Below are 23,639 nucleotides of genomic sequence, written 5' to 3' on the forward strand. Positions count from 1 at the left end.
CGTGTCAATTCGTGTTCCCGGTGCAATGATGGCGACTTGGGTGTTTGCAACCTCGAAAAAACTGAATATGACCAATCCGGCATATTGGGTGGAATGGTGGCATCAAGGGGTGGAAACATCTGCAAATCCGGAAGCGCCGGATGTTGCCATTTCGCAATGCTTGTCGAATTTGCACAATAGCGTCACACCCTTTGGCAAGCGACAGCAAAGAATATACGGTAACGGGTGTAAACGCGCGGATTTGCATCGAGAAACACGACAGGCGAAGGCATGAGCCTAGGAATACAAAACGACACCACCGGCCGGGCGCCGCGCATCCTTTTCTACAGCCACGATACGTTCGGATTGGGGCATCTGCGCAGATCGCGCGCCCTGGCCGCAGCCATCACGCAGGCCAACCCTGAGGCATCCGCTCTGATCCTGACCGGGTCCCCGGTGGCCGGTCGTTTCACCTTTCCACGCCGGGTCGACCATGTGCGCCTGCCGGGCGTGACCAAACGTGCCGACGGGTCTTATGCAGCCCGAACAATCGGCATGGGGATCGAAGAGGTGACCGAGCTGCGTGCGGGCCTGATCCAGACAGCTGTGCAGCAATTCGACCCCGATATGCTGATCGTCGACAAGGAACCCACCGGATTTCGCGGCGAGCTGCTGCCGACTTTGGAAACCCTTTTGCATTCGCAACGCACCAAACTGGTGCTGGGCCTGCGCGACGTGCTGGACGAGCCCGAGGTTCTGGCCGCCGAGTGGGAGCGGAAAGAGGCCTTGGCAGCGACCGAGCGTTTCTATGACGAAATCTGGGTCTATGGGCTGCGCTCGATCTATGACCCAACGCAGGGCCTGCCGCTCAGCCACGCGGCGCAGTCGCGTATTCACTGGACGGGCTATCTGCGCCGCGATCTCGGCCCGGTCGGGGAACCGCCTGAACAGCCCTATATCCTGATCACGCCGGGTGGCGGTGGTGACGGCAAGGCGATGGTGAACCTTGTCCTCTCGGCCTATGAAAAGGACCCGACCCTGTCGCCGCGCGCGGTGCTGGTCTATGGCCCCTTCCTGTCCGGCGAGCTGCGCGAGGAATTCGAGACCCGCGTTGCCGCGCTGAACGGTCGGGTGACCGCCGTTGGTTTTGAATCCCAGATCGAAACACTGTTTGACGGGGCCGCCGGGGTGGTCTGCATGGGCGGCTACAACACGTTCTGCGAGGTTCTCTCGTTCGACAAACGCGCCGTCATCGTGCCTCGCACGACGCCGCGGCTGGAACAGTGGATCCGTGCCTCGCGCGCCGAAGGTCTGGGCCTTGTCCGGATGCTGGACGAAAACCGCGATGGTCTGACGCCGGACTCGATGATACAGGCGATCCGCAGCCTTCCGCACCTGCCCTTGCCATCGCAGGCCATCCAAGGTGGTCTGCTGGACGGGTTGGACTACGTCACCGACCGGGTTGACGCCCTGCTGAGCCGGGAACAGGAACGGGCCACCGGATGACAATGCCTCAGCCGAAACTGGCGGTGCTGGTCAAGGGATGGCCGCGCCTGTCCGAGACGTTCATCGCGCAGGAACTGGTCGCCTTGCAAGAGGCCGGGCACAGCTTTGACATCTGGTCCCTGCGCCACCCGACCGACGTTAAGCGGCACCCGCTGCACGACCGGTTCAGGGGACAGGTGCGTTACCTGCCCGAATATCTTTACGAAGAGCCCCAGCGCGTCTGGGCTGCGCGCAAGGTGGCACAGGCGCTGCCCGGATATTCCGAGGCCTATCGGGTCTGGCGCGCCGATCTGCGCCGGGATCCGACCCATAACCGTATCCGCCGTTTTGGTCAGGCCTGCGTTCTGGCCGCCGAACTGCCCGAGGCAACGCGGGTGATGTACGCGCATTTCATGCACACGCCCTCTTCGGTTGCGCGTTACGCCGCCATCATGCGCAGCCTGCCGTGGAGCTTTTCGGCCCACGCCAAGGATATCTGGACTTCGCCCGATTGGGAAAAGACCGAGAAACTGCAGGCTCAGACTCATGGCGCGGCCTTTGGGGCGACCTGTACCGCCATCGGGGCTGAACATCTGCGCAGTCTGGCGGATGATCCAGCGCGGGTTGACCTGATCTATCACGGGCTGGACCTAGCCCGTTTCCCCGCACCGCCTGACCGCGCCCAGCGCACACCGGATGCACCGTTTCACATGCTGTCTGTGGGTCGCTTGGTCGAGAAAAAGGGTTTTGACCGTCTGATCGACGCTTTCGCCATGCTGCCGGGCACGCTGGACTGGCACTGGACCCATATCGGCGGCGGCACACTCGGCGACGCTCTGCGCACCCGGGCCGAAGCTGCCGGCGTATCGCATCGGATCACGTGGAAAGGTGCTTGCGACCAGCCCGAAGTAATTGCGGCGATGCGCACGTCCGACCTGTTCGTGCTTCCCAGCCGGATCGCCGCTGACGGAGACCGCGACGGGCTGCCCAACGTGCTGATGGAGGCGGCGTCGCAACTGTTGCCGATCCTGTCGACGCCAGTGTCGGCCATTCCCGAGTTTATCGAAACTGGCGTCCAAGGCGTCTTGTCCGACGACGACCCAGCTGCACTAGCCGATGCCATCACCAATATGGCCGCCGCGCCGGATCAAACCGCGTCAATGGCCACCGCCGCCTATGACCGCCTGATCGCCGAATTCCGCATGGACCCCGGCATCGCCCGCCTGTCAGAACGACTGCGCGCGCTGGGGGCGGACACGGTCTGATGGCAAGGGTCGCCTTTTACACGCCAATGAAAGCCCCCGACAGCCCGGTGCCGTCGGGCGACCGCGAGATGGCGCGTAATCTGATGCAGGCGATTGGAGCGCAAGGGGATACGGTCGAGCTGGCCTCGCGGCTGCGCATCTATGACAAGGTTGGGGACACGCAGGCGCAGGCGAAATTGCGTGCCGAAGCAGAAACCGAGGCCCAGCGTTTGATCAACGACCTGCCATCGGACACGGCGCTGTGGGTGACCTATCACAACTACTACAAGGCACCGGATCTGCTGGGTCCCTACGTCTGCAAGGCGCGAAATATCCCTTATGTCCAGTTGGAAAGCACCCGCGCAACCAGCCGCCTGAACGGCCCGTGGGCCGGGTTTGCAAAGGCAGCGCATGACGCCTGCGACGCGGCACAGGTGATCTTCTACCACACCGCCAATGATCTTATCACGCTGGAACGGGAACGGTACGAAGAACAGCGTCTCGTGGAATTGCCTCCCTTTCTGCCCATGTCTGACCTGCCGCCCGCTTCGACCTGCAATGGTCCGGTGCTGGCGGTGGGCATGATGCGACATGGCGACAAGCTTGCGTCCTATACACTCCTTGCGCAAACGCTTGCGCTTTTACCCGGCAACTGGACCCTGAACATCGCGGGCGACGGCCCTGCCCGACCCGAGGTCGAGGCGCTGATGGCCCCGTTCGGCCCGAAGATTCGGTTTTTGGGGCAATGCGACAGTGATGCCCTTCGGGCGCTCTACGCCGAGGCTTCGGTTCTGGTCTGGCCCGGCGTCAACGAGGCTTATGGCATGATCTATCTTGAAGCACAGGCCAGTGGCGTACCCGTCGTTGCGCAGGATCGACCTGGCGTGCGGGATGTGCTGACCAAATCCGAGTACCCTTCGGTTGAGGCTGGGCCTGAAGGGCTGGCCGCGCGGCTTCGCACGTTGCTGAGCAACCGGAACCTCCGCTTGTCACAGGGGACTAAAGCGCGCGCGCGGATGGTCGAACGCCACCTGATGCCAGCCGCCACAGATCGGTTCTGGCAAGCCGCCCGCCCTCTGGTGGAGGCTGCCCAATGACCCGGCTGGCCTTGTTACGACACGGACACACGCACTGGAACCGCGCGGGCCGCATTCAGGGGCGCAGTGACATTCCACTGGATGATGACGCCCGGGCGGAACTGGCCGCCACGCAGCTGCCCGCCCCGTGGGATGGCGCGACCCTCTGGTCCAGCCCTCTGCAGCGCGCCAGTGAAACTGCCCGTCTGGTCGCCGGTCGTGATCCATTGACCTCGGAAGCGTTGACCGAGATGAACTGGGGCGATTGGGAAGGTCTGCGCGGGGTCGACCTGCTTGCCACCCCCGACACTGATTACCGCCATATTGAGGACTGGGGCTGGGAATATCGCCCGCCAAACGGTGAAAGCCCGGCCGAGGTTTGGGCACGGCTGGGGCCCTGGCTGGTCGGGCTGAATGGTGACACGGTTGCGGTCTGCCATATCGGGATCATGCGGGTCATTCTGGCTCGTGCCTGGGGTTGGGATTTCGACGGGCCCGCCCCCTTCAAAATCAAGCGCAACCGCCTGTATATCGTTGATATGTCGAATATGACGCCCCTGCCCGAACCCATTCGCCTGATCAGACCCGAGGCTTCCTCATGAAGGTCATGATCGTTGTCACTCACCTGTTGGGCACCGGGCATCTAAGTCGCGCGCTGACACTGGGCCGGGCATTTTTGCGTGCCGGGCACGAGACCTTTGTCGTCACGGGCGGGATGCCTGCGCCGCAGCTGGACAGTTCCGGCATAACCCTGCTGGGGCTGCCGCCGCTTCGTTCGGATGGCACCGATTTCACCCGGTTGTTGACCCAAAGTGGTGACGTTGCAGACCCGGCCTATCTGGAAGCCCGCGAGGCCGCGCTGGTTGAAGCCGTTCAGAGTTTTGCGCCCGACGTTCTGATCACCGAGTTGTTCCCCTTTGGCCGCCGATCATTGGCTTCCGAATTCACCGCCGCGCTGGAGGCAGCCCATGCCCTGCCGAGCCGTCCGGTTGCGCTGGGATCGATCAGGGACATTTTGGCACCGCCTTCGAAGCCGTCAAAAGCGGAACGCGCGGAAGAAATCGTGTGCAGGTTTTATGACGGCATCCTTGTCCATTCCGACCCCGGCATAGTTTCGCTGGAGGTCAGCTGGCCAGTGTCCGATCGTCTGCGCGAGCGGTTGTTCTATACCGGCTTTGTCGCCCCCGAGGCCCCTGCGCCACATCCAGACGCAGTGGGCAAAGACGAAATATTGGTCAGCGCGGGCGGTGGATCGGTGGGCCAGCCGATCTTTCACGCGGCCATCGAGGCCGCCCGAAAGATGCCCAACAGGCGCTGGCGCCTGTTGGTGGGGGGCCAGGACGCACCTGCGCGCATTGAACAATTGCAAAAGCTGGTTGGCGATGCTCCGGTTACCCTGGAACCCGTACGCCCCGATTTCCGGCAAATGCTGCCCCTTGCTGCCGCCTCGGTCAGTATGTGCGGCTACAACACCGCGCTGGATATCCTGCAATCGGGGACGCCCGCCGTGTTTGTGCCGTTCGACGATGGCAAAGAGGTTGAGCAGGGTTTGCGGGGGCAGAGCCTCTCGGACCTGCCCGCCATCGAAGTGTTGCCCAGCAAGAAACTTGATGGAACGGCTTTGGCGCAGGCAGTCGCCACCGTCATGTCCGAAGGTCCCCGCCCGGTAGCCTCCAAGGGCTTTGACGGGGCCGACAGATCGGTTGAGATCGCATGTTCCTTGAGGGGGCGGGCATGACAGTCGACTGGCGCCCCTTGGAAACCGAGTTGCAAATCTGGCGGACGCAGGGTCTCACCCTGCCCCTGTGGTGGCGGGACGATGACGCGGTCTCGGCAACGCCGCAACTTGAAACTCTGTCAGAGCTGTCCCGGACCCTCGGCCTGCCCGTCCATCTTGCGATCATCCCTCGCGATGCCGACACCGGGTTGGTGGAGTATGTCGGGCAGCACGACACGCTGATCCCAGTTGTACACGGCTGGGCGCATCAGAACCACGCGCTGCCAAAGGAAAAGAGGTCCGAATTCCGCCTGCACAGACCGATGCCGGATATCCTTGCCGACGCGCATGCGGGGTTCGAACGGTTGCACGCATTGTTCGAAGGCAGGCTGTGCCCGATCTTCGTCCCCCCCTGGAACCGGATCGCGCCCGAAGTGGTTCGGGAGTTACCGGGGCTGGGGTATCGCGTTATCTCGACCGCAACCCCGCGCAATATGCGCGTGCCTGCACCGGGGCTGGAGCAGATCAACACCCATCTGGACCCGATCGACTGGCGGGGATCACGAGGGCTGGTCGCCCCGGACAAGCTGATTGCCCAAACGTCCGAGATGCTGCGAGACCGACGCAAAGGTCGAACCGACAATGCCGAACCTTTCGGAATTTTGACCCACCATCTGGTCCATGATCCCGACATCTGGGCCTTTACCGAAGAATTGCTGCGCAGGCTCCTGGACGGCCCCGGTGTCGCCTGGACTTTGCCCGCCGACACACCAAACGGAGACCCCGAATGAGCCGACTGGATTCCATGCTGCGCCGCCTAACTGCGCAACGCGACGGGCTGAACTGGGCCGTCGCTCAGATCAGCAAGATGGAGGGCGACGTTCTGGACATGGGGCTGGGCAATGGCCGCACCTATGATCACCTGCGGGAGATACTGCCGCAGCGGCGCATCTGGGTGATGGATCGGGTGCTGCAATGCCACCCGTCCAGCACCCCTCCGGCCGAGGATTTTTTGCAGGGCGAAGCAGAACCCATGCTGGAAAAACTGGCAGCAGGCGGGGCCAAAATCGCGCTGGCGCATTATGACTTCGGACGCGGCATCAAAGAAGAAGACGTGGCCGAAGCGGCGCGCCTTAGCCCTCTGATTGCACAGGTGATGCGGCCCGGCGGATTGCTGATCTCTGGTCAGCCTCTGGTGGGGTTTGAACAGATCAGCGGCCCGGACACGATCGCGCCGGACCGGTATCTGTTCTATCGCGCCTGATCAGGCCACGCGCCGCCCGCGTGACCAGACACCGTTCAAAGCGGGTGCGCCCTCGCGCATACGGAACCGGATGATGTCCGCGCGGGCGCCATGGCGCAATTCTCCACGATCCTCCAAACCGACAACGCGCGCCGGGGTTTGGGTTACGGTGCGCAGTCCGCGCGCCATATCCCCCCAACTCTCGCCCAGACGTGTCGCAGACAACAGCAGCGCGGCCGGAACATAGTCCGAGGACAGAATGTCGAGATGGCCCAGATCGGCCAGCTCCTGCGCTGCCACGTTGCCGGAATGCGATCCCCCGCGGATCACATTGGGCGCACCCATCATCACCTTGATACCGCGATCGTGGCAGGCCCGGGCGGCCTCGACCGTGGTGGGGAATTCAGCCAGCCGAATGCCGTGACCGGCGGACACCGCTACCTGTTCCTGCGTGGTATCATCGTGACTGGCCAGCATCGCACCGAAACGCTGGGCGGCCTTGACGGTTTCTACCTCGTGCTGGTCACCGAACCGGTCCCGCAAGGCCTTAAGCTGCACGACATGCTGCAGAAAGTCGTCATCGGTCATGCCGTGCTTGCCCTTCATGTAGGCTTCGAGCTGCGACATATCCCGGAACTGCCGCTGCCCGGGCGTGTGGTCCATCAGTGACACCAGCCCGACGCGGTCTTCGGGGCCGAACTCGTCCAATTCAGCCACCAGTGTTTCCGAGCACACCTCGGCCCGCAGGTGCAGAAAGTGGCTGATTTTCAGCGCGTCCTGTTCGCGCAATTGCCACAGTTCACGCGACAGTTCGCGGGCATATTTCTTGTACCGATTGCCACTGGGGATCGAGCCGATGCGCATCGCGTCGAAGACCGTCGTGATCCCGGTGCTGGCCAGTTCGGCATCATGGGCCAGGATCGCCGCCGCATGAGGCCAGTCGACCTTGGGGCGTGGCTGGATATGACGCTCAAGGTTATCCGTATGCAGTTCGACCAGACCGGGGCTGACATAGTCACCGCCGCAATCGACCGCCCCTACAGGAATCGCGGTGCCTGTGGCGATCTCGGTAATGGTTTCGCCAACAATCCGCACGCTGCCCGTCACGGTCTCATCCGGCAGAACAAGCATGGCATTGGCAAGGATCATTTCTTCTGTCATCTGAACTTCACACAGTCTGAGCTATTGGGAAGGCCACGCATAGGAGGCCAATGTGACATTCACGCGATACGCGATCTATTTTGCACCACCGGCCGAGGCTGAATGGACGAAATTCGCCACCAGCTGGCTGGGCTGGGACATGGAAATCGGCGAGGTCATCGCGCATCCGATAGTCGATAGCGTGGACGTTGCCGCCGTCACGCAGGTGCCGCGCAAATACGGGCTGCACGCGACGATGAAGCCGCCCTTCCGCCTGCGCGACGGACAATCGGTGGAGGCGTTGACCGAGGCCTGCACGCGGCTTGCACAGACGCAGCCTCCGGTCACGCTGGACGGGCTGGAAATCGCACGCCTCGGTCGGTTTCTGGCCCTGCGCCCGTTGGGGGATGAGGCCGCGCTGAATACGCTGGCCGCCGCCTGTGTGCGCGATCTGGACAGTTTCCGCTCGCCCGCGTCTGAGGTTGAACTGGAGCGCCGCCGCGCTGCTGGCCTGTCGCCCGCGCAAGACGCCAATCTGATGCAATGGGGCTATCCTTACGTGATGGAAGCTTTCCGCTTTCACATCACCCTTACTGGCAAACTGAGCAAGCCGACGCTGGCAACGGTTCAAGCCGCGTTGCAATCGCAGCTTGTCCCCCTGCTGCCTAAGCCGTTCCAGATCACCGATCTGGCCCTTATGGGCGAGGCTGAAGACGGGCGTTTTCATCTGATCCATCGCTACGCCCTTTCCGGCTGAAGCTGTGACAGGATGGCGGCAATTGTCGCCTCCAACGACCCCGAGTTGTCAATCTCGATGACCCGTTTCAATCCCACTGGCAGCAGTTTCGCAGCGCGCGACAGCCGCCGCTCCTGTTCAAGAACGCATTCGCGGGCGCGTGTTGACAGGCGTTGCGCCAGCACCTCGGGATCAGCGGTTAGCGAGATCACAATCAGATCGCCAAACACCTCTTGCGCCTGCAGCAGAATCGCCCGGGACAGGTTGACCAGAACCGCATCCGATTTGTGCCTCAGGTCATTAATTCCCTTGGGCACGCCGTAGAACAACCCATGCGCGGGCCAATGCAGGGCAAAGGCGCCCTCGGCTGCCATCTGCTGAAACACTTCAACGGATACACGGTCGAAATCTTCGCCCTCTTCGCCTTCGGGCCGGGTGATCACCCGGCGGGCTCTGACGATACCCGGCACGCGGGTCTCCAGCGCCTCCATCACGCTGTCCTTGCCAACGCCCGAAGGACCAACGACCGCTATAACAGGCGCAAGGCTCATGCGGCCACTCCGGGGGTAAAGTCCGAGACGTTGATCTCGCGGTCGCAAACCTGTTTGCGCGCGCCGATATCGTGGAAAATGCCAACGATGGCGGCACCGCGCGCCTTGGCCTCTTCGATCAGCGACAGCACCGTTTCCCTGTTCTGCGCATCCAGCGAGGCCGTGGGTTCGTCCAACAGCATTGCCGGATAGTCATGCGCAAAGCCGCGGGCGATGTTCACCCGCTGTTGCTCTCCGCCGGAAAAGGTTGTCGGGCTCAGCGACCACAGACGTTCCGGTATGTTCAACCGCACCAACAAAGTCGCGGCCTTGTCCAGCGCCACTTGCCGGTCACACCCAACGGCCAACAAGGGTTCTGCCACCACCTCCAGCGTCGGCACCCGAGGCACCACGCGCAGAAACTGGCTGACATAGCCCAGCGTCTCGCGGCGCAATGTCAGAATCTCGCGCGGCTCGGCCTGTGCCACATCCAGGCCACCGACCATTACCTGACCGGAGGCCGCCAGATAGTTGCCGTAGATCACCCGCATCAGGGTGGACTTGCCCGCCCCGGACGCACCGGTCAGGGCGACGCATTCGCCGGGTGCAACACTAAGGGTCGCGCCCTCCATCACCGGAATGACCGCGCTGCCCTGATTGTGCAGGGTAAAGCTTTTGCTGACGTTTTTCAGTTCAATCATCTCTCACACCTGCAACACGCTGGACACCAGCAACTGCGTGTAAGCATGTTGCGGATCGTCCAGCACTTGATCGGTCAAACCGGCCTCGACCACGTGACCGTCCTTCATCACCATCAGCCGGTCCGCCAACAGGCGCACCACAGCCAGATCATGCGTGACGATAATGGCGCTCAGCCCCATTTCACGCACCAGCCCGCGCAGCAGGTCCAGCAGCCGCGCCTGAACCGAGACATCCAGACCACCTGTCGGCTCGTCCATGAACACCAGCCGAGGCCCCGTCACCAGATTACGCGCGATCTGCAGGCGTTGCTGCATCCCACCTGAAAACGCGGTCGGACGGTCATCCACGCGGGCGCCGTCGATCTCGACCCGGCCCAACCAGTCAATCGCCCGATCCCGGATCTGGCCATAGTGACGGTCGCCAACGGCCATTAGCCGCTCACCGATATTGCCGCCTGCACTCACCGACATCCGCAGGCCATCGCGGGCATGCTGGTGGACAAAAGCCCAGTCGGTACGGCCCAGCATCCGCCGTTCGGGCTCTGACATGGTCACTGTATCCGCCGGGCCATCGGTGCGCGTATCAAATACCACCTGCCCGGCATCAGGCTCCAAATGCCCCGCAAGACAGTTCAACAAGGTCGATTTGCCAGAACCGCTTTCGCCGACGATGCCCATCACCTCGCCGGGGTAGAGATCAAAGCTGACATCCGCACAGCCGATCCGCGCGCCATACCGCTTTTCGATGCCATTGACCTGTAACAACGGGGTCATGCCGCATCCTCCTTGCTCAAGCGTCCTTCGTGACCCTGGGCGCGGCGGGACCGGCAGTAATCGGTGTCGGAACAAACAAACATCCGGTTTCCCGCGTCATCCATGATCACTTCGTCCAGATAGCTGTCCTCGGCACCGCACAGATCGCAGGGATGGTCGGCCTTGGTGGCTTCGAACGGATAATCCTCGAAATCAAGGCTGACGACCCTAGTATGTGGCGGCACCGCATAGATGCGCTGTTCCCGTCCAGCCCCGAACAGTTGAATCGCATCCATCTCAAGCTTGGGGTTGTCGAACTTCGGGATCGGAGACGGGTCCATCACGTACCGCCCCGACACTTTCACCGGATAGGCGTACGAGGTCGAAATCGCGCCGTGCTGGCTGATGTCTTCGTACAATTTCACGTGCATCAGGCCATATTCCTCAAGGCTGTGCATCTTGCGCGTCTCGGTCTCGCGCGGCTCCAGAAACCGCAAAGGTTCCGGGATCGGCACCTGATAGACAAGTATCTGATCCTCGGTCAGCTTTGCCTCGGGGATGCGGTGACGGGTCTGGATGACCGTCGCCTTCTCGGTCTCCTCGGCGGTTTCAACCCCGGCGGTGTTCTCGAAGAACTTGCGGATCGAAACGGCGTTGGTGGTGTCATCCGCGCCCTGATCAATCACCTTGAAGGTATCATCCGGCGTCAGCGTCGCGGCCGAGACCTGCACCCCACCGGTACCCCAACCATAAGGCATCGGCATCTCACGGCTGGCAAAGGGCACCTGATATCCAGGGACGGCCAGCCCTTTCAGAATGGCACGGCGGATCATCCGCTTGGTTTGCTCGTCCAAATATGCGAAATTATACTCATTCATTTTTTGTACTTCGCTTTTTTATTGGTGTTTTTATGGACGTAATTGTTGTTACCGCGTTCGTTTTGGTCATTTTGGCGTATCTCTTCAGACATAACCGTCACGCGAGACATCGCCGCCGCGCGCAACGGAGAGACCCAAAGGGGGTCTGGTGTTCGGTTGGCGCGTCGCATCAGTGTTCGAAACGCAACAGTGCCCGATCCGGGAAAGCAGAAGCGCGGACAAGTGCCGAAGCCACCGGCGTTGAACAGTCTGGTCCCTAAGGTCATTCCGCAGCCTCCCTCGGTGTGATCCGTTCTTCGGCCTCGCGGCGCAGCTTGCGGACCAGTTCCAATTCGGACTGGAAATCCACGTAGTGCGGCAGCTTGATGTGTTCGAGGAACCCGGTGGCCTGAATGTTGTCGGCGTGGCTCAGGACAAACTCCTCATCCTGTGCAGGTGCGCCCAGATTATCCTCACCCAGTTCTTCCCAGCGCAGCGCCCGATCAACCAGAGCCATGGCGATGGACTTACGCTCCGATTGACCAAAGACCAGCCCATAGCCGCGGGTGAACTGCGGCGGTTCGGTCTTTGATCCCTTGAACTGGTTGACGGTCTCGCATTCGGTCAACTCGACCTCGCCGATGTCGATAGCGAAGCCTAGTTCGGGGATGTCCATCTCGACCGCGACCTTGCCGATACGCAACTCGCCGACAAAGGCATGGTTTCGGGCGTAACCGCGTTGTGTCGAATAGGCCATGCCCAGCACGAACCCTTCATCCCCTCGCGTCAGCGATTGCAGACGCAGGGGGCGACCGGCCGGGAACTCCATCGGCTCGCGGGTCAGGTCGCCGGGGGTGGCGTCGCTGGCGGGTTCGTCCTGAATGATATCCTCGCCCTTGAGAAACTCGGTGATATGCGGTGTCGGCTCCACACGTGGTTGGGCTTCAGGGGCTGCGGGAACTTCACCCTCGGCGGACAGTTTGAAATCCAACAGCCGGTGAGTGTAATCGAAGGTCGGCCCCAACACCTGACCGCCCGGCGCATCCTTGAACGTGGCCGAGATGCGGCGGTCACAAGCCATCTTACCGGTGTCCACCGGGTTGGAATAGCCGAACCGGGGCAAGGTCGTGCGGTAGGCGCGGATCAGAAAGATCGCCTCGATCAGATCACCACGCGCCTGTTTGATTGCCAGGGCCGCCAAGTCCGGGTCGTACAAGGACCCTTCAGCCATCACCCGGTTTACCGCAAGCGACAGCTGTTCGCGGATTTGCGCGATGCTCAGTTCGGCAATATTGGTCGATCCGCGGCGCTCTTCGGCCAACCAGGCATGAGCGTTATCGATGGCCTTCTCACCACCTTTGACAGCGACATACATGGCCTAACCCTCCGCCCTGATCTGCGTGCTGCGCGGCAGGGCCGCCAGCCTGTCACTGCTTGTGAAGAAGAAGTCGCAGCCCAAAGGATAGAGCGCCGCGTTCGCCTGAAGCGCAGGCACATCCGGCAAGGACAGACGCGCTGTATCTTTGATCCCCGGGCCGGTCAGTTCCGCACCCGCTTGTTGCAAGTCGTCGCATTCGACAATCAGGGTGGCCGACCGGTCAGGATATTCCGGTGTTCCGATGCGATACTGGGACAGCGGCCCAAGCGCCTGCCATGATCCAACGGCAAAATCCGCCTCGGGCGCCTCGGAAATCGGTGCGCCTGTGTGAAATGTCAGCCATTGACGCACAGTATCCGTGTCCAAGTCGCCCGCCAGATGCACACGCGTTTCCGGATCACACAGGGTCAACAGCAACGTCCCCGCTGCCGCAGACAAAGGCGCGGGTGGTTGCGCACCCGAAATCAACCGAATCTCACCTGGCCGTGCCATGACTGTCATAGCGGCGCGGAAGGCATGGGCTGCATCGATCGGTGCATTGTCAAAGCCGCCCGAAAACTGGGTTTGCGCGTTCATTAATCCTCTCCCCGTACCAGCGTGAAGAACTCAACTTTCGTGGCAGCGGCTTTTGCGGCCCGCGCCGTTTTAGCGTCCTGCATCTGCTGGCTGAGCGGTGTGATTACCAAGGCACGAATTTCCTCGGCTGCATCGGTCTGCATTAGCGCATCGATCAGCGCTGCAGCTTCAGCCTTGCGCTTCGACCGGCCCTGTACATATCCATGTCCGACCGTGCCGTCCTTCAGCACCAGCGAACACCGCGTGACGGTCATTTCACCAAGGTTGAACGGCGCGCCTGTGCCCCCTGTCCGACCGCGCACCATGACACCGCCCACTTCAGGGCTGCGAAGCCAGTCAAAGCTCGGGGGCGTTCCAACCTTGCCCCACAACTCGATCAGCGCGTCATCCGGGGCACGCGCCAAAAGGCCCATCCAGTCCCGGCGAGCGGTATTTGCAATATTCTGGTAATCCGCCATCGAAACCTCTTGGCCGGGTTGTCTACGTGAACTATACAACTAGACAAATATTACACCCCTGAAGTGAGTCCCGCAATCCGTGGAACTGTGAAAGTTTGGTGACATGAGCAAAACGCCGGTCTGGAAAAGCATCGCGCTAAGCTTGACCTCGGACATCGCCGAGGGGCGGTACATTACCGGAGACCGCCTGCCGACTGAGGCGCAACTGGCCGCACAACACGGCGTTAATCGCCACACGGTACGGCGTGCGTTGGCGGATATGGCGGAACAAGGGTTGGTGCATCCAAGGCGCGGCGCAGGTGTATTTGTGGCTGCGCGCCCGACCGATTACCCGATCGGTAAGCGCGTTAGATACCACAAGAGCATCTCGGCCAGCGGCAAGATACCCGGCAAGACGATCTTGTCGCTGACCACGCGCGCCGCGGATGAAACCGAGGCCGAGGCATTGCAACTGGCCCCAGGCGACAAGGTGCATGTGTATGACGGGCTTTCGCTGGCAGATGGTCAGCCCATAGCCCTGTTCCAGAGCACCTTTCCAGCAGACCGCCTGCCCGACATCCTGACCGCTCTGCAAGAGACGCAATCCGTGACCAAGGCCCTGCAACGCTGTGGCGTTCCGGATTATACGCGCATTTCGACCCGCCTGACAGCGCGGGCTGCGACGGCAACACAGGCTCTGCATCTGCATTTGCCGGAAGGTGCGCCGGTGCTGTTTTCAATCGGGGTGAACGCCGACTTGTCAGGCGTGCCGGTTGAATACGGACGCACCGTATTTGCCGGGGAACGGGTGACGCTGACAATGCACGACGACTAGGCAACAGAGACCTCCCGCCCGTCTTCAGCCTCCTTGCGGAGACCTCATCTCGTTGGGCGTAGCGCCGCGCTTTGCGCGGCGCTACGCCCAAAGCCGCCAAGGGGGATCGGCGCTGCCGATGCTCCTGCGGGTGCGGGAGCATTTCCGCGCTCTTGCACGACAGGCTTATTCGTATTTTTCAAGAAAGGCTTCTGCCCCGAGGGACCGGAAGTCCGGCAATGCGGTTCGAAGGCGCTGGGTGTCCCAGCCCCACCAGGCCAAAGCCAGCATTCGTTCGGCAGTGCCCTTCGAGAAGCGAAGGCGGATCGGTTGGGCCGTTACACCACCGACAATAGTGTACGGATCAACATCCTTGGTCACCACGGCGCCCGAAGCCACCACCGCGCCATGGCCAATCGTCACTTCGGGCTTGATGATCGCCGCGTGGCCGATCCATGTGTCATGTCCGATCACGGCCTTGCGGCTGGCGCGATAGGCGAACCAGTCCTGATCGTCTTCGACATCATCCCAGTAAGCCGCGGACCGGTAAAGGAAATGATGCTGAGACGCTTTTTCCATCGGGTGATCCGTTGCTCCGATCCGTGTAAAACTGGCGATATTGGCGAACTTTCCGATCTCGGCATTGGCGATATCGCAGGTCCGGTCGCAATAGGAGTAATCCCCCCAGGCCGAGTTCGCGACACGACTGCCTGCACCGATCTCGACATATGCACCAAATGTGCTGTTCGTGATCTGGCAATCGGGATGGATAAAAGGCTGGTCGGGGCGCAGGCGTGCCATAGTCATTGATCCCTGATCAGCCCACCGGCAGCCGTTTTTCTTTCGACGCGCGTTTTTTGCGCTTTTTACCCGTTTCACCCTGGATCAGACGTCGGCGCAGCCAGCCCGAGAACCAGTCCATCAGCATCACCATCAGAATGATCAGGACAATGTAATAGGCCACTTCTTCCCAGTCCTTCTGAGTGATGATCGCCTGCGTCAGCAGCAGACCGATCCCGCCACCGGTGATTGCACCGATCACGGTGGCGCTGCGGGTGTTGGATTCAAGGAAATAGAGCAACTGGCTCAGCAACACCGGCGTCACCTGCGGGATCACGCCAAACCGATAACGCTGCGGGGCGTTGGCGCCGGTGGATTGCACGCCCTCGATCTGTTTGTTGTCCACGTTCTCCAGCGCTTCGGAGAAGATCTTGCCGAAGGTGCCGGTATCGGTCACCAGAATGGCCAGCGCACCGGTCAGCGGGCCGGGCCCAAAGGCGCGGGCCAGAACCACGGTCCAGATCAGAGCGTCCACACCACGAACAAAGTCGAACACCCGGCGGGTCGCGAAACGCACGGTCTTCATCGAGTTGAAATTGCGCGTCGCCAGAAAGGCCAACGGCAAAGCCACAATCGCGGCACCTAGCGTGCCCAGAAACGCCATCAGGATGGTCTCAAAGATGGCCCAGGCCACATCCTGATGCCGCCACATCTTGTTGGTCCAGAAATCGTTCAGGATCGCACCGGCCTCTCCGTTCATGGCGCGCCCGGCCAGTTCAGGGAAGGACTTGCCGTAATACGGACTGTCGAGCGTGAACCAGAACAGCTCCCACCCGGTGAAATAGCGGAACACCTCGGACCGGTTGCGGGTTACGGTCAGACGCCCCGCATCCGTGGTGACCGCCAGGCGGTTTTTTGACACGCTGATCCAGTCTGGCACGTCACCTGTGGGCAATTCCGCCTGCACCCCGGCCAGACGGGTTGGTGTCGCCCGAACAATGCCATAGCCGGGGATGTCATACTCGACCGTTTCGGGACCGAAACGAACGACATGACCGTCTTCCAGATCAATCACAGTTGTCTCGCCCAGTGTCACCCAGTCCGGGGCCTGACCCGTGGGATATGCGCCCTTGCGCTCACCCTCGATGGCGGCGGACACCTCACCCGAGCGGTTGTCCCGCTCGATATGGGTTTTGTAGCTGTAGCTGTCCGAAACCAGCGTCTTGCCGTTGTCCCAATTCGCCCGCGCCGCCAGACCCGGCACATCGAAGGCAAAGAATACGTAGACCAGATAGGCCAGAACCAGCGCAGGCAGGCCGAAATTCACCAGCCTTTTGCGATTGAACATGCGATCCGCCTCGGCCTTGAGGTCATCAACGGTCAGGTTGATTGCAAAGGTGCTCATGCCGAGGCTCCTTTTTCCGACCCGTGGGCCAGACGGTCGCGCAGATAGCCCGAGATCTGATCCACGACGATAATGGTGACGAACAAAAGGATGAAGATGGCGGCCGCCTCGTCATAGCGCCCCTGCCCCCAGGACATCGCATTGCGCAGCTCATAGCCCAGACCACCTGCGCCGACGAAACCAAGGATGGCCGAAGCACGGATGTTGATCTCGAACCGCAGCAGGGCATAGCTGACAAAGTTGGGCCCAACCTGCGGGATCACTCCCAGATACATGCGTTGCGACCAGTTGGCGCCAACCGACTGCAGCCCCTCGACCGGTTTGAGCGAGGCGTTTTCGTTCACTTCGGAAAACAGTTTGCCCAGCGCGCCCGCCGTGTGAATTGCGATGGCGATCATCGCGGGCACCGGGCCACCGCCCAGAATGAAGATCAGAACCAGCGCGATGACGATCTCGGGAATTGCACGGAAGGCGTCCGAGATGCGCCGAAACAGCGGGATCAGCGCGGGCCAAAGCGCCATGCCGCGGGTCGACATCAGCGCCAGAAACGTGCCCACGATAGTGCCGATCAGGGTAGAAGCTGCCGCGATGTTCAGCGTTTCGACCAGCGCCGGGAAGAACTCGACCAGATTTTCCGGCATGGCCCCGATCTTTTCCCACGCCTCGGACAGGACCTCGGCCGGATAGTCCAGAATGCGGTGCCAGCCGTCGATGAAACTGCCCGCGTTGCGGTCGTCAGCCGTGCGAAACCCCGCAGCCATCAAGGCCACGAACACGATCAGGAGGATACCACCATAGACCCGCTTGCGCCGGGTCATCTCGGCATAGTCGGCCCGAATCTGGTCAACGCCAGGGGGGCCTGCAGTCAGGTCTGTCATGGAATGCTCCTGAGTGGAAACGGGGCCCGGTTTCAACACCAGACCCCGATCATTGGATATGCAGGCTTAGTTGGATTTCAGCTTGCGCGCTTCGATGATGACTTCGTAGGCGTCATGCGTGATCGGGTCGAAGCTTTTGGCCTCGCCCGCAGCAACACCGTAGAAGCAATCCTGGTCTTTCTCGCTCAGCGTGTCCCACAGCTCGGTCACTTTGGCTTTGACATCTTCCGGCAGTGCCTTGCGAACCACAACCGGACCTTCCGGTATCGGCTTGGATTTCCAGATTTCGACCATGTCGTTCATGTCGACCAGACCCGCATCCACGGCGCGGCGCAGGGCGCCCGACTGATACCCGTCTTCCCATTCGCCCAGACCATCGGCCCAGGTTACGCCGCCATCAACGTCGCCGTTGTTGACGGCAACGATGGTCTGCTCGTGACCGCCGGTGAACTTCACTTCGCCGAAGTAGTCGCCCGATTCCATGGTCGCATCAATTGCAGCAGGAATTTCGATCGACGGGATCAGATAGCCCGAGGTCGAGTTCGGATCACCAAACCCAAAAGCCTTGCCTTTCATGTCTTCCAGCGAGGTGATGCCGCTATCCTTGCGGGCAAAGCCAACCGAGTAATAGCCAAAGCCGCCATCGGTGTTGACCTTGACCAGCACCGGCTCAACGGCTTCGGGGTCAGACAGGTAGGTTTTCGCGTAACCCGACGCGCCCAACCAGGCCACGTCGATGGTGCCGCCCAGCAGGCCCTGGATCACGCCGTTATAGTCGGCAGGCGCGAACAGTTTCGCAGGAACACCCAGCGCTTCTTCAGTGTAAACGCGCAGACATTCGTTGTTGTTCAGACGATCCTGAGCGTTCTCACCGCCCAGAATGCCGATGCGGAATTCGCTGATTTCTTCGGCCATGGCAGGTGCGGCCAGTGCAGTGGTCGCCGCCAGCGCAGCAATCAGTTTTTTCATCTGTCTCTCTCCAGTTTGATTACCCCGGCCTTTCACCGGACCGGGCGATGAAAGGGGGTGGTTGGCTCAGATGGTCGCTTCAGCTTCCATCAGGGCCTTCTGGGTGGCGTCCAGCGTCTCGATCTCGGTTGAGGTCGCCTCTTCCGAGAAGCTGGCATCGGCGCCATAAATCTCGCGGGCTACGCCGGTGGTCAGCTGTTCGGGCAAACCGTCGAAAACAATGCGCCCGTCGCGCATACCTACCACGCGGTCACAATAGCGACGCGCAGTGTCCAGCGTGTGCAGGTTGGCGATGACGGTACGGCCGTCCTCTTCGTGGATGCGGCGCAGCGCCTGCATCACCACCTGAGCGTTCATCGGGTCCAGCGAGGCGATGGGTTCGTCCGCCAGAATGATTTTGGGGTCCTGCATCAGGGCGCGCGCAATGGCAACGCGCTGCTGCTGACCGCCCGACAGCGCCTCGGCCCGCTTGGGCGCGTGCTCGGCGATGCCCAGACGGTCCAGAATGTCGATGGCGCGGTGAATCTCGTCCATCGGAAACAGGTTGAACATGGTCGCCAGTGTCGAGTGGCGGTTCAGCGTGCCGTGCAGCACGTTCGAGACCACATCCATGCGCGGCACCAGATTGAACTGCTGAAAGATCATCGCGCATTCGGCCTGCCAGGCACGCTTTTCGCGACCCTTCAACTGAGTCACATCACGGCCTTCAAACAGGATCTGACCGTCGCTGGAATCCGTCAGGCGGTTGATCATCCGCAGCAGGGTGGACTTGCCTGCACCCGATCGACCGATGATGCCGATCATGCACGGCTTGTCCACATCCAGCGTTGCCGCGTCCACGGCCACATTGTCGCCGAAGCGTTTGGTCAGTTTCTCGATACGCAGCACGTGCCACCCCCAATTCGTGTTGGCGGTCAGCTACAGATGCCATTCAACGGCTGTGTGTCAGTGTGGTGAAAGTTTTGTAACGACGTGCGAGTCGCGGGGGCTACCCTTTGCAGCGCGGCACAGGTATACGCGACCGCGACTCTTCAGCTGACATGAGGCCGCCATGAGCTTTGACCGCACCATCAAGATCGCCCCGTCGATCCTGTCTGCCGATTTCGCCAATTTCGGACAAGAGATTCAGGCCATCGAGGCCCAGGGCGCCGATTGGGTCCATGTCGACGTGATGGACGGCCATTTCGTCCCGAACCTGACGTTTGGCCCGCCCGCCGTCAAAGCCTTTCGTCCGCATGTCAAAACGGTGATGGACGTGCACCTGATGATCACGCCTGTCGATCCCTATATTCAGGCCTATGCCGATGCCGGGGCCGATATCCTGACCGCCCATGTCGAGGCTGGACCGCACACCCATCGCACCCTGCAGGCCATCCGCGCCGCTGGCATGAAAGCCGGCGTCGCCCTGAACCCCGGCACCCCGGCTGAGGCGGTCGAGCATCTGCTGGACCTGACAGATTTGGTCTGCGTTATGACCGTGAACCCCGGATTTGGTGGCCAGAAGTTCATCGACATGACCAACAAAGTGCGCAAGTTGCGCCAGATGATCGGCGACCGCCCCGTGCATATCGAGATCGACGGCGGCGTTGATCCGCAGACCGCGCCTCTGGTGGCGGCAGCAGGTGCCGACGTTCTGGTCGCCGGGTCCGCCGTCTTCAAAGGCGGGTCGGTGTCCAATCCCGAGGTCTACGGGGAAAACATCCGCGCGGTTCGGGCTGCGGCTGAAAGCGCCCTCTAAGGGATCTGCACGCGCGCCGTTTGCAGAAAGCGCGAGATTTCAAGCCCGAGGCTGGCTTCTATCGAAATCGCCAGATCTGGTTGTTTCAGAAGTTCGGCGTTCAGGGCGGACATCTCCCAGTCTATGACACGTGACGGCCCAAGCGCCGTCACGGTCACCGGCGCCGAAAAATCCTGATCCCTGCTCAGAAATGCCGTGCCGCCGAGGAAACGCCCCTCGCCCAACGTGTCGACACGATTGCCGTTTATTTCAACGCTGAATTCACCCTCCACGATCAGCGACAGGCGTGGAACGGGGTCGCCCTGCGTCAACATCCTTGTCCCGGCGGGAACGGTTTTCCAGACGCCCGACTTAAGCAGGTTATACGCGTCACGTTCGCTGAAAGTGCGCAGCGCAGTTTCGAACAGATGCCGTTCCGTATCGGTAAATGGCACCGGGCGGCGTTCAAGCAACAGCCGTATGATCCAAAAGATGTTGATACCTGTGAAAAACAGGTTCCACCCGATCGGCGCCCAAAGCGGTGTGCTTTGCAGATAATAATAGGGCAACAGGATCAGCGCCCCGATTACCGTCAGCACCCGTAACCAGAAAATGTCTCGGACCGAATACGAAATCAGGTAAAAGACGTTCGCCGCATTCACCAACAGGTCCAAACCCACCATGCCTTGCCTCGTCAGTTATGCGCGCCAAATCGTGCAGCGCGCTTTTAAAGGAGCATGATGAGTTTAGCCGTGCCGTCACCCGACATGGAAGATTTCTGTGCCGTTCCCGGACCAGGCGACGAAGACCGGCAAGAACGAAGGTTTATTTGGAAGAAAAGTGGCGCTGGGGTGCGTGCTTGCTCGGGTGACCCGAATAGCAGGCTGTCAACTTAACCAATTTCTGGGGTTGCGATCCGCCCGTACCACCTTCGAAACCCTCTTCATCAAGGATTGCCGTCTGCATGTCATCCAGGTCTTTGCTGTGCAGGATGCGTGTGCCGTATTGTACGAACTGAAGTCCAAACATGGTATTCCCCATCTTCTGACCCCTTGGCGTATCGACCCGCGCGGGGCGAGCTTTTGATGCGTTCAAGCGGATATGATTGCAACATGAGAACAAATGGCGTGGTTTGGGACCGGCGCTCTTTGTCTCAAGGCGTACATGGGGTCGCTTCTTTACCGAATGATGAAGACAGGATTAATCCGACGGAGTGCGCGCATAGAAAAAGGGCGCCCCGAGGGACGCCCTTTCCGTTCGATCATTCGCTAGAGCGAATTATTCGATGATTTTCGACACAACGCCGGCGCCGACGGTGCGGCCGCCTTCGCGGATCGCGAAGCGCAGACCGTTTTCCATCGCGATCGGGGCGATCAGCTCAACGCCGAACGACACGTTGTCGCCGGGCATGACCATCTCGGTGCCTTCGGCCAGGGTCACGGTGCCGGTCACGTCAGTTGTACGGAAGTAGAACTGCGGACGGTAGTTCGCGAAGAACGGAGTGTGACGGCCGCCTTCTTCCTTGGTCAGGATGTAGGCTTCGGCTTCGAACTTGGTGTGCGGTGTAACCGAACCCGGCTTACACAGAACCTGACCACGCTCAACGCCGTCACGGTCAACACCACGCAGCAGGGCGCCGATGTTGTCGCCGGCTTCGCCGCGGTCCAGCAGCTTGCGGAACATTTCAACGCCGGTGCAGGTGGTTTTCGCGGTGTCGCGGATACCAACGATTTCGATCTCGTCGCCAACGTTGATCACGCCACGCTCAACACGGCCGGTCACAACGGTACCACGACCCGAGATCGAGAACACGTCTTCGATCGGCATCAGGAACGGCTGGTCAACAGCACGCTCAGGGGTGTCGATGTAGTCATCAACAGCCGCCATCAGTTCCTTGATTTTCTCTTCGCCGATTTCCGGGTTGTTGCCTTCCATCGCGGCCAGAGCCGAACCTGCAACGATCGGAATATCGTCGCCGGGGTATTCGTAGCTGGACAGCAGTTCGCGAACTTCCATCTCAACCAGTTCCAGCAGCTCTTCGTCGTCAACCTGGTCAACTTTGTTCAGGAACACGACCATCTTCGGGATGCCAACCTGGCGGCCCAGCAGGATGTGCTCGCGGGTCTGCGGCATCGGGCCGTCAGCGGCGTTCACAACCAGGATCGCGCCGTCCATCTGAGCGGCACCGGTGATCATGTTCTTGACGTAGTCGGCGTGGCCGGGGCAGTCAACGTGCGCATAGTGGCGGTTCTCGGTCTCGTATTCCACGTGGGCGGTCGAGATGGTGATGCCGCGCGCTTTCTCTTCCGGCGCACCGTCGATTTGGTCATACGCTTTGAAGTCACCAAAATACTTGGTGATCGCTGCGGTCAGCGTCGTTTTACCATGGTCAACGTGGCCAATCGTGCCGATGTTGACGTGCGGTTTTGTACGCTCAAACTTTTCCTTTGCCATTCCTCAGGCGCCCTTTTGCGATTTGGGGGACCCTTGGTCCCGTGGTTACATCTGCGCGCGCGAGATATTTGGTTCAAAGGGGAAAATCAAGCACATCCTGCGTTAAAACCCGTTTATGATGCCGGATTTTGCGTCACCACGTCGGAATCCAGCGGCTGGATCAGGTCAGGGCGCCTGTCGAACCAACCGTTCTCTTCATGTTCCTCGGCCAACCACTCTTCGACCCGGTCAGCAACTTTCAGAGCCAGACCGCTCATTTGTTCCTCTTTGGTGCGCTCGTGGCCCGAACCTTTCAGGGCGCTGCCGCCGGTCGTGTCTTCCAGCACCTGGAACTGTTTGCCCTTGGCCAGAAACTCTTTCTTGTTCACGTCATAGACGTTGACCAGAACAATGGCCGTGCTTTTGGGGTTATAGATCACCGGGATGCCCGGAGGGGCCAACATATAGCCTTCGAGGCTGATTCCGATGTCATATTCCTGCGCGCCCTCATAGCGACCCAACCGGATATCGACCGCGTTCTGGATTGCAGACGTCCATTCGTCCGGAGTGGCGTCCCGCGACACCGGCCCCTGAACCGCCTTGTCAGCAAAGGCATAGTTCACCCGCATTTTGAACTCGCCCAACGACTCGGGTTCTTCGTAAACCTGGGTCTGTGTACAAGCGCCCATCAGGGCCAATCCGGTGATCAAAGTCAGAATGCGCAACATGGTCTCTTCTCGATAGGCCTGTTTTGCTTTGATCTAGCGCACCGATACGGCCTGTGCCAAGCC

At 60.9% G+C, this 23,639-nt stretch carries 28 protein-coding genes; 11 read left to right on the top strand and 17 right to left on the bottom strand.

Annotation, left to right across the window (positions count from 1 at the left end; all coding sequences use genetic code 11):
* Positions 1-270 precede the first annotated feature (270 nt).
* From ACR0KW_RS07890 to ACR0KW_RS07920, 7 genes are read left to right on the top strand one after another with little or no spacing between them, the layout of a single operon-like run.
* On the top strand, positions 271-1,485 hold the full coding sequence (locus ACR0KW_RS07890) for a glycosyltransferase family protein (RefSeq protein WP_480804494.1): 1,215 nt from the start codon (positions 271-273) through the stop codon (positions 1,483-1,485).
* Positions 1,482-2,729, top strand: a complete 1,248-nt coding sequence (locus ACR0KW_RS07895; RefSeq protein WP_480804495.1) for a glycosyltransferase — start codon at positions 1,482-1,484, stop codon at positions 2,727-2,729. The genes ACR0KW_RS07890 and ACR0KW_RS07895 overlap by 4 nt, the downstream gene beginning before the upstream one ends.
* Positions 2,729-3,805, top strand: a complete 1,077-nt coding sequence (locus ACR0KW_RS07900) for a glycosyltransferase family 4 protein (RefSeq protein ID WP_480804496.1) — start codon at positions 2,729-2,731, stop codon at positions 3,803-3,805. The genes ACR0KW_RS07895 and ACR0KW_RS07900 overlap by 1 nt, the downstream gene beginning before the upstream one ends.
* The gene (locus ACR0KW_RS07905; protein ID WP_480804497.1) at positions 3,802-4,386 is read left to right on the top strand and encodes a histidine phosphatase family protein; all 585 of its coding nucleotides are present in this window, start codon (positions 3,802-3,804) and stop codon (positions 4,384-4,386) included. The genes ACR0KW_RS07900 and ACR0KW_RS07905 overlap by 4 nt, the downstream gene beginning before the upstream one ends.
* Positions 4,383-5,522: a glycosyltransferase family protein gene (locus tag ACR0KW_RS07910; RefSeq protein ID WP_480804498.1), complete on the top strand. Its 1,140-nt coding sequence runs from the start codon at positions 4,383-4,385 to the stop codon at positions 5,520-5,522. Before ACR0KW_RS07905 ends, ACR0KW_RS07910 begins: the two co-directional genes overlap by 4 nt.
* Positions 5,519-6,292 (top strand): polysaccharide deacetylase family protein, encoded by a 774-nt coding sequence (locus ACR0KW_RS07915; protein WP_480804499.1) that lies wholly within the window; start codon positions 5,519-5,521, stop codon positions 6,290-6,292. The genes ACR0KW_RS07910 and ACR0KW_RS07915 overlap by 4 nt, the downstream gene beginning before the upstream one ends.
* Complete coding sequence (locus ACR0KW_RS07920; protein WP_480804500.1) at positions 6,289-6,765, top strand: class I SAM-dependent methyltransferase; 477 nt, start codon at positions 6,289-6,291, stop codon at positions 6,763-6,765. The genes ACR0KW_RS07915 and ACR0KW_RS07920 overlap by 4 nt, the downstream gene beginning before the upstream one ends.
* Here the strand turns inward: ACR0KW_RS07920 and ACR0KW_RS07925 are convergent, their stop codons facing one another.
* Complete coding sequence (locus tag ACR0KW_RS07925; protein ID WP_480804501.1) at positions 6,766-7,905, bottom strand: alpha-D-ribose 1-methylphosphonate 5-triphosphate diphosphatase; 1,140 nt, start codon at positions 7,903-7,905, stop codon at positions 6,766-6,768.
* Between the two features lie 52 nt (positions 7,906-7,957).
* Here ACR0KW_RS07925 and ACR0KW_RS07930 point away from each other — a divergent pair, with 52 nt between their 5' ends.
* Positions 7,958-8,641, top strand: a complete 684-nt coding sequence (locus ACR0KW_RS07930; protein ID WP_480804502.1) for a DUF1045 domain-containing protein — start codon at positions 7,958-7,960, stop codon at positions 8,639-8,641.
* Here ACR0KW_RS07930 and phnN read toward each other — a convergent pair.
* Genes phnN through phnG form a run of 8 tightly spaced genes read right to left on the bottom strand, consistent with a single transcriptional unit; the run spans position 8,623 to position 13,873 of the window.
* Complete coding sequence (gene phnN / locus ACR0KW_RS07935; protein ID WP_480804503.1) at positions 8,623-9,171, bottom strand: phosphonate metabolism protein/1,5-bisphosphokinase (PRPP-forming) PhnN; 549 nt, start codon at positions 9,169-9,171, stop codon at positions 8,623-8,625. The two genes, ACR0KW_RS07930 and phnN, sit on opposite strands and share 19 nt — an antisense overlap.
* The gene (gene phnL, locus ACR0KW_RS07940; protein ID WP_480804504.1) at positions 9,168-9,851 is read right to left on the bottom strand and encodes a phosphonate C-P lyase system protein PhnL; all 684 of its coding nucleotides are present in this window, start codon (positions 9,849-9,851) and stop codon (positions 9,168-9,170) included. The genes phnN and phnL overlap by 4 nt, the downstream gene beginning before the upstream one ends.
* Positions 9,852-9,854: 3 nt before the next feature.
* Positions 9,855-10,625, bottom strand: a complete 771-nt coding sequence (phnK, locus tag ACR0KW_RS07945) for a phosphonate C-P lyase system protein PhnK (RefSeq protein ID WP_480804505.1) — start codon at positions 10,623-10,625, stop codon at positions 9,855-9,857.
* Complete coding sequence (locus tag ACR0KW_RS07950) at positions 10,622-11,482, bottom strand: alpha-D-ribose 1-methylphosphonate 5-phosphate C-P-lyase PhnJ (RefSeq protein ID WP_480804506.1); 861 nt, start codon at positions 11,480-11,482, stop codon at positions 10,622-10,624. The genes phnK and ACR0KW_RS07950 overlap by 4 nt, the downstream gene beginning before the upstream one ends.
* Positions 11,479-11,748: a hypothetical protein gene (locus ACR0KW_RS07955; protein ID WP_480804507.1), complete on the bottom strand. Its 270-nt coding sequence runs from the start codon at positions 11,746-11,748 to the stop codon at positions 11,479-11,481. The genes ACR0KW_RS07950 and ACR0KW_RS07955 overlap by 4 nt, the downstream gene beginning before the upstream one ends.
* Entirely contained in the window at positions 11,745-12,836 is a 1,092-nt protein-coding gene (locus ACR0KW_RS07960; protein ID WP_480804508.1) for a carbon-phosphorus lyase complex subunit, read from the bottom strand. The genes ACR0KW_RS07955 and ACR0KW_RS07960 overlap by 4 nt, the downstream gene beginning before the upstream one ends.
* A gap of 3 nt (positions 12,837-12,839) precedes the next feature.
* Positions 12,840-13,415: a phosphonate C-P lyase system protein PhnH gene (phnH, locus tag ACR0KW_RS07965; RefSeq protein ID WP_480804509.1), complete on the bottom strand. Its 576-nt coding sequence runs from the start codon at positions 13,413-13,415 to the stop codon at positions 12,840-12,842.
* The gene (gene phnG, locus ACR0KW_RS07970; protein ID WP_480804510.1) at positions 13,415-13,873 is read right to left on the bottom strand and encodes a phosphonate C-P lyase system protein PhnG; all 459 of its coding nucleotides are present in this window, start codon (positions 13,871-13,873) and stop codon (positions 13,415-13,417) included. Before phnG ends, phnH begins: the two co-directional genes overlap by 1 nt.
* A 103-nt stretch (positions 13,874-13,976) precedes the next feature.
* Between phnG and phnF the strand changes: the two genes are divergently transcribed.
* A complete protein-coding gene (phnF, locus tag ACR0KW_RS07975; RefSeq protein ID WP_480804511.1) occupies positions 13,977-14,687 on the top strand; it encodes a phosphonate metabolism transcriptional regulator PhnF in 711 nt (236 codons plus the stop codon).
* A gap of 165 nt (positions 14,688-14,852) precedes the next feature.
* Here phnF and ACR0KW_RS07980 read toward each other — a convergent pair whose 3' ends face one another.
* The 5 genes from ACR0KW_RS07980 to phnC form a co-directional block, all read right to left on the bottom strand.
* On the bottom strand, positions 14,853-15,467 hold the full coding sequence (locus ACR0KW_RS07980) for an LbetaH domain-containing protein (RefSeq protein ID WP_480804512.1): 615 nt from the start codon (positions 15,465-15,467) through the stop codon (positions 14,853-14,855).
* Positions 15,468-15,483: 16 nt separating this feature from the next.
* A complete protein-coding gene (phnE, locus tag ACR0KW_RS07985) occupies positions 15,484-16,851 on the bottom strand; it encodes a phosphonate ABC transporter, permease protein PhnE (RefSeq protein ID WP_480804513.1) in 1,368 nt (455 codons plus the stop codon).
* Complete coding sequence (gene phnE / locus ACR0KW_RS07990) at positions 16,848-17,729, bottom strand: phosphonate ABC transporter, permease protein PhnE (protein ID WP_480804514.1); 882 nt, start codon at positions 17,727-17,729, stop codon at positions 16,848-16,850. The genes phnE (ACR0KW_RS07985) and phnE (ACR0KW_RS07990) overlap by 4 nt, the downstream gene beginning before the upstream one ends.
* Positions 17,730-17,795: 66 nt before the next feature.
* Complete coding sequence (gene phnD / locus ACR0KW_RS07995; protein WP_480804515.1) at positions 17,796-18,698, bottom strand: phosphonate ABC transporter substrate-binding protein; 903 nt, start codon at positions 18,696-18,698, stop codon at positions 17,796-17,798.
* A gap of 66 nt (positions 18,699-18,764) precedes the next feature.
* Complete coding sequence (phnC, locus tag ACR0KW_RS08000) at positions 18,765-19,586, bottom strand: phosphonate ABC transporter ATP-binding protein (protein WP_480804516.1); 822 nt, start codon at positions 19,584-19,586, stop codon at positions 18,765-18,767.
* Positions 19,587-19,749: 163 nt separating this feature from the next.
* Here phnC and rpe point away from each other — a divergent pair, with 163 nt between their 5' ends.
* A complete protein-coding gene (gene rpe, locus ACR0KW_RS08005; RefSeq protein WP_170327035.1) occupies positions 19,750-20,436 on the top strand; it encodes a ribulose-phosphate 3-epimerase in 687 nt (228 codons plus the stop codon).
* On the opposite strand, the gene ACR0KW_RS08010 is transcribed toward rpe, so the two are convergent.
* Positions 20,433-21,098: a Crp/Fnr family transcriptional regulator gene (locus tag ACR0KW_RS08010; protein ID WP_480804517.1), complete on the bottom strand. Its 666-nt coding sequence runs from the start codon at positions 21,096-21,098 to the stop codon at positions 20,433-20,435. The genes rpe and ACR0KW_RS08010 overlap by 4 nt on opposite strands.
* 97 nt (positions 21,099-21,195) lie before the next feature.
* On the opposite strand from ACR0KW_RS08010, the gene ACR0KW_RS08015 reads away from it, so the two are divergent.
* Positions 21,196-21,501: a hypothetical protein gene (locus tag ACR0KW_RS08015; protein WP_480804518.1), complete on the top strand. Its 306-nt coding sequence runs from the start codon at positions 21,196-21,198 to the stop codon at positions 21,499-21,501.
* 192 nt (positions 21,502-21,693) lie between these two features.
* On the opposite strand, the gene tuf is transcribed toward ACR0KW_RS08015, so the two are convergent.
* Both tuf and ACR0KW_RS08025 read right to left on the bottom strand, forming a co-directional pair.
* The gene (gene tuf, locus ACR0KW_RS08020) at positions 21,694-22,869 is read right to left on the bottom strand and encodes an elongation factor Tu (protein ID WP_480804519.1); all 1,176 of its coding nucleotides are present in this window, start codon (positions 22,867-22,869) and stop codon (positions 21,694-21,696) included.
* A gap of 113 nt (positions 22,870-22,982) precedes the next feature.
* Positions 22,983-23,576, bottom strand: a complete 594-nt coding sequence (locus tag ACR0KW_RS08025) for a hypothetical protein (protein ID WP_480804520.1) — start codon at positions 23,574-23,576, stop codon at positions 22,983-22,985.
* Positions 23,577-23,639: the final 63 nt, after the last annotated feature.

The sequence above is a fragment of the Ruegeria sp. CG11 genome (assembly GCF_056537245.1).

Bases quoted from the DNA above. Each gene is read 5' to 3' on its own strand.
- ACR0KW_RS07890 (WP_480804494.1), top strand. From the start codon at position 271: ATGAGCCTAGGAATACAAAACGACACCACCGGCCGGGCGCCGCGCATC.
- ACR0KW_RS07895 (WP_480804495.1), top strand. From the start codon at position 1,482: ATGACAATGCCTCAGCCGAAACTGGCGGTGCTGGTCAAGGGATGGCCG.
- ACR0KW_RS07900 (WP_480804496.1), top strand. From the start codon at position 2,729: ATGGCAAGGGTCGCCTTTTACACGCCAATGAAAGCCCCCGACAGCCCG.
- ACR0KW_RS07905 (WP_480804497.1), top strand. From the start codon at position 3,802: ATGACCCGGCTGGCCTTGTTACGACACGGACACACGCACTGGAACCGC.
- ACR0KW_RS07910 (WP_480804498.1), top strand. From the start codon at position 4,383: ATGAAGGTCATGATCGTTGTCACTCACCTGTTGGGCACCGGGCATCTA.
- ACR0KW_RS07915 (WP_480804499.1), top strand. From the start codon at position 5,519: ATGACAGTCGACTGGCGCCCCTTGGAAACCGAGTTGCAAATCTGGCGG.
- ACR0KW_RS07920 (WP_480804500.1), top strand. From the start codon at position 6,289: ATGAGCCGACTGGATTCCATGCTGCGCCGCCTAACTGCGCAACGCGAC.
- ACR0KW_RS07925 (WP_480804501.1), bottom strand. From the start codon at position 7,905: ATGACAGAAGAAATGATCCTTGCCAATGCCATGCTTGTTCTGCCGGAT.
- phnN (WP_480804503.1), bottom strand. From the start codon at position 9,171: ATGAGCCTTGCGCCTGTTATAGCGGTCGTTGGTCCTTCGGGCGTTGGC.
- phnL (WP_480804504.1), bottom strand. From the start codon at position 9,851: ATGATTGAACTGAAAAACGTCAGCAAAAGCTTTACCCTGCACAATCAG.
- phnK (WP_480804505.1), bottom strand. From the start codon at position 10,625: ATGACCCCGTTGTTACAGGTCAATGGCATCGAAAAGCGGTATGGCGCG.
- ACR0KW_RS07950 (WP_480804506.1), bottom strand. From the start codon at position 11,482: ATGAATGAGTATAATTTCGCATATTTGGACGAGCAAACCAAGCGGATG.
- ACR0KW_RS07955 (WP_480804507.1), bottom strand. From the start codon at position 11,748: ATGACCTTAGGGACCAGACTGTTCAACGCCGGTGGCTTCGGCACTTGT.
- ACR0KW_RS07960 (WP_480804508.1), bottom strand. From the start codon at position 12,836: ATGTATGTCGCTGTCAAAGGTGGTGAGAAGGCCATCGATAACGCTCAT.
- phnH (WP_480804509.1), bottom strand. From the start codon at position 13,415: ATGAACGCGCAAACCCAGTTTTCGGGCGGCTTTGACAATGCACCGATC.
- phnG (WP_480804510.1), bottom strand. From the start codon at position 13,873: ATGGCGGATTACCAGAATATTGCAAATACCGCTCGCCGGGACTGGATG.
- phnF (WP_480804511.1), top strand. From the start codon at position 13,977: ATGAGCAAAACGCCGGTCTGGAAAAGCATCGCGCTAAGCTTGACCTCG.
- ACR0KW_RS07980 (WP_480804512.1), bottom strand. From the start codon at position 15,467: ATGGCACGCCTGCGCCCCGACCAGCCTTTTATCCATCCCGATTGCCAG.
- phnE (WP_480804513.1), bottom strand. From the start codon at position 16,851: ATGAGCACCTTTGCAATCAACCTGACCGTTGATGACCTCAAGGCCGAG.
- phnE (WP_480804514.1), bottom strand. From the start codon at position 17,729: ATGACAGACCTGACTGCAGGCCCCCCTGGCGTTGACCAGATTCGGGCC.
- phnD (WP_480804515.1), bottom strand. From the start codon at position 18,698: ATGAAAAAACTGATTGCTGCGCTGGCGGCGACCACTGCACTGGCCGCA.
- rpe (WP_170327035.1), top strand. From the start codon at position 19,750: ATGAGCTTTGACCGCACCATCAAGATCGCCCCGTCGATCCTGTCTGCC.
- ACR0KW_RS08010 (WP_480804517.1), bottom strand. From the start codon at position 21,098: ATGGTGGGTTTGGACCTGTTGGTGAATGCGGCGAACGTCTTTTACCTG.
- tuf (WP_480804519.1), bottom strand. From the start codon at position 22,869: ATGGCAAAGGAAAAGTTTGAGCGTACAAAACCGCACGTCAACATCGGC.
- ACR0KW_RS08025 (WP_480804520.1), bottom strand. From the start codon at position 23,576: ATGTTGCGCATTCTGACTTTGATCACCGGATTGGCCCTGATGGGCGCT.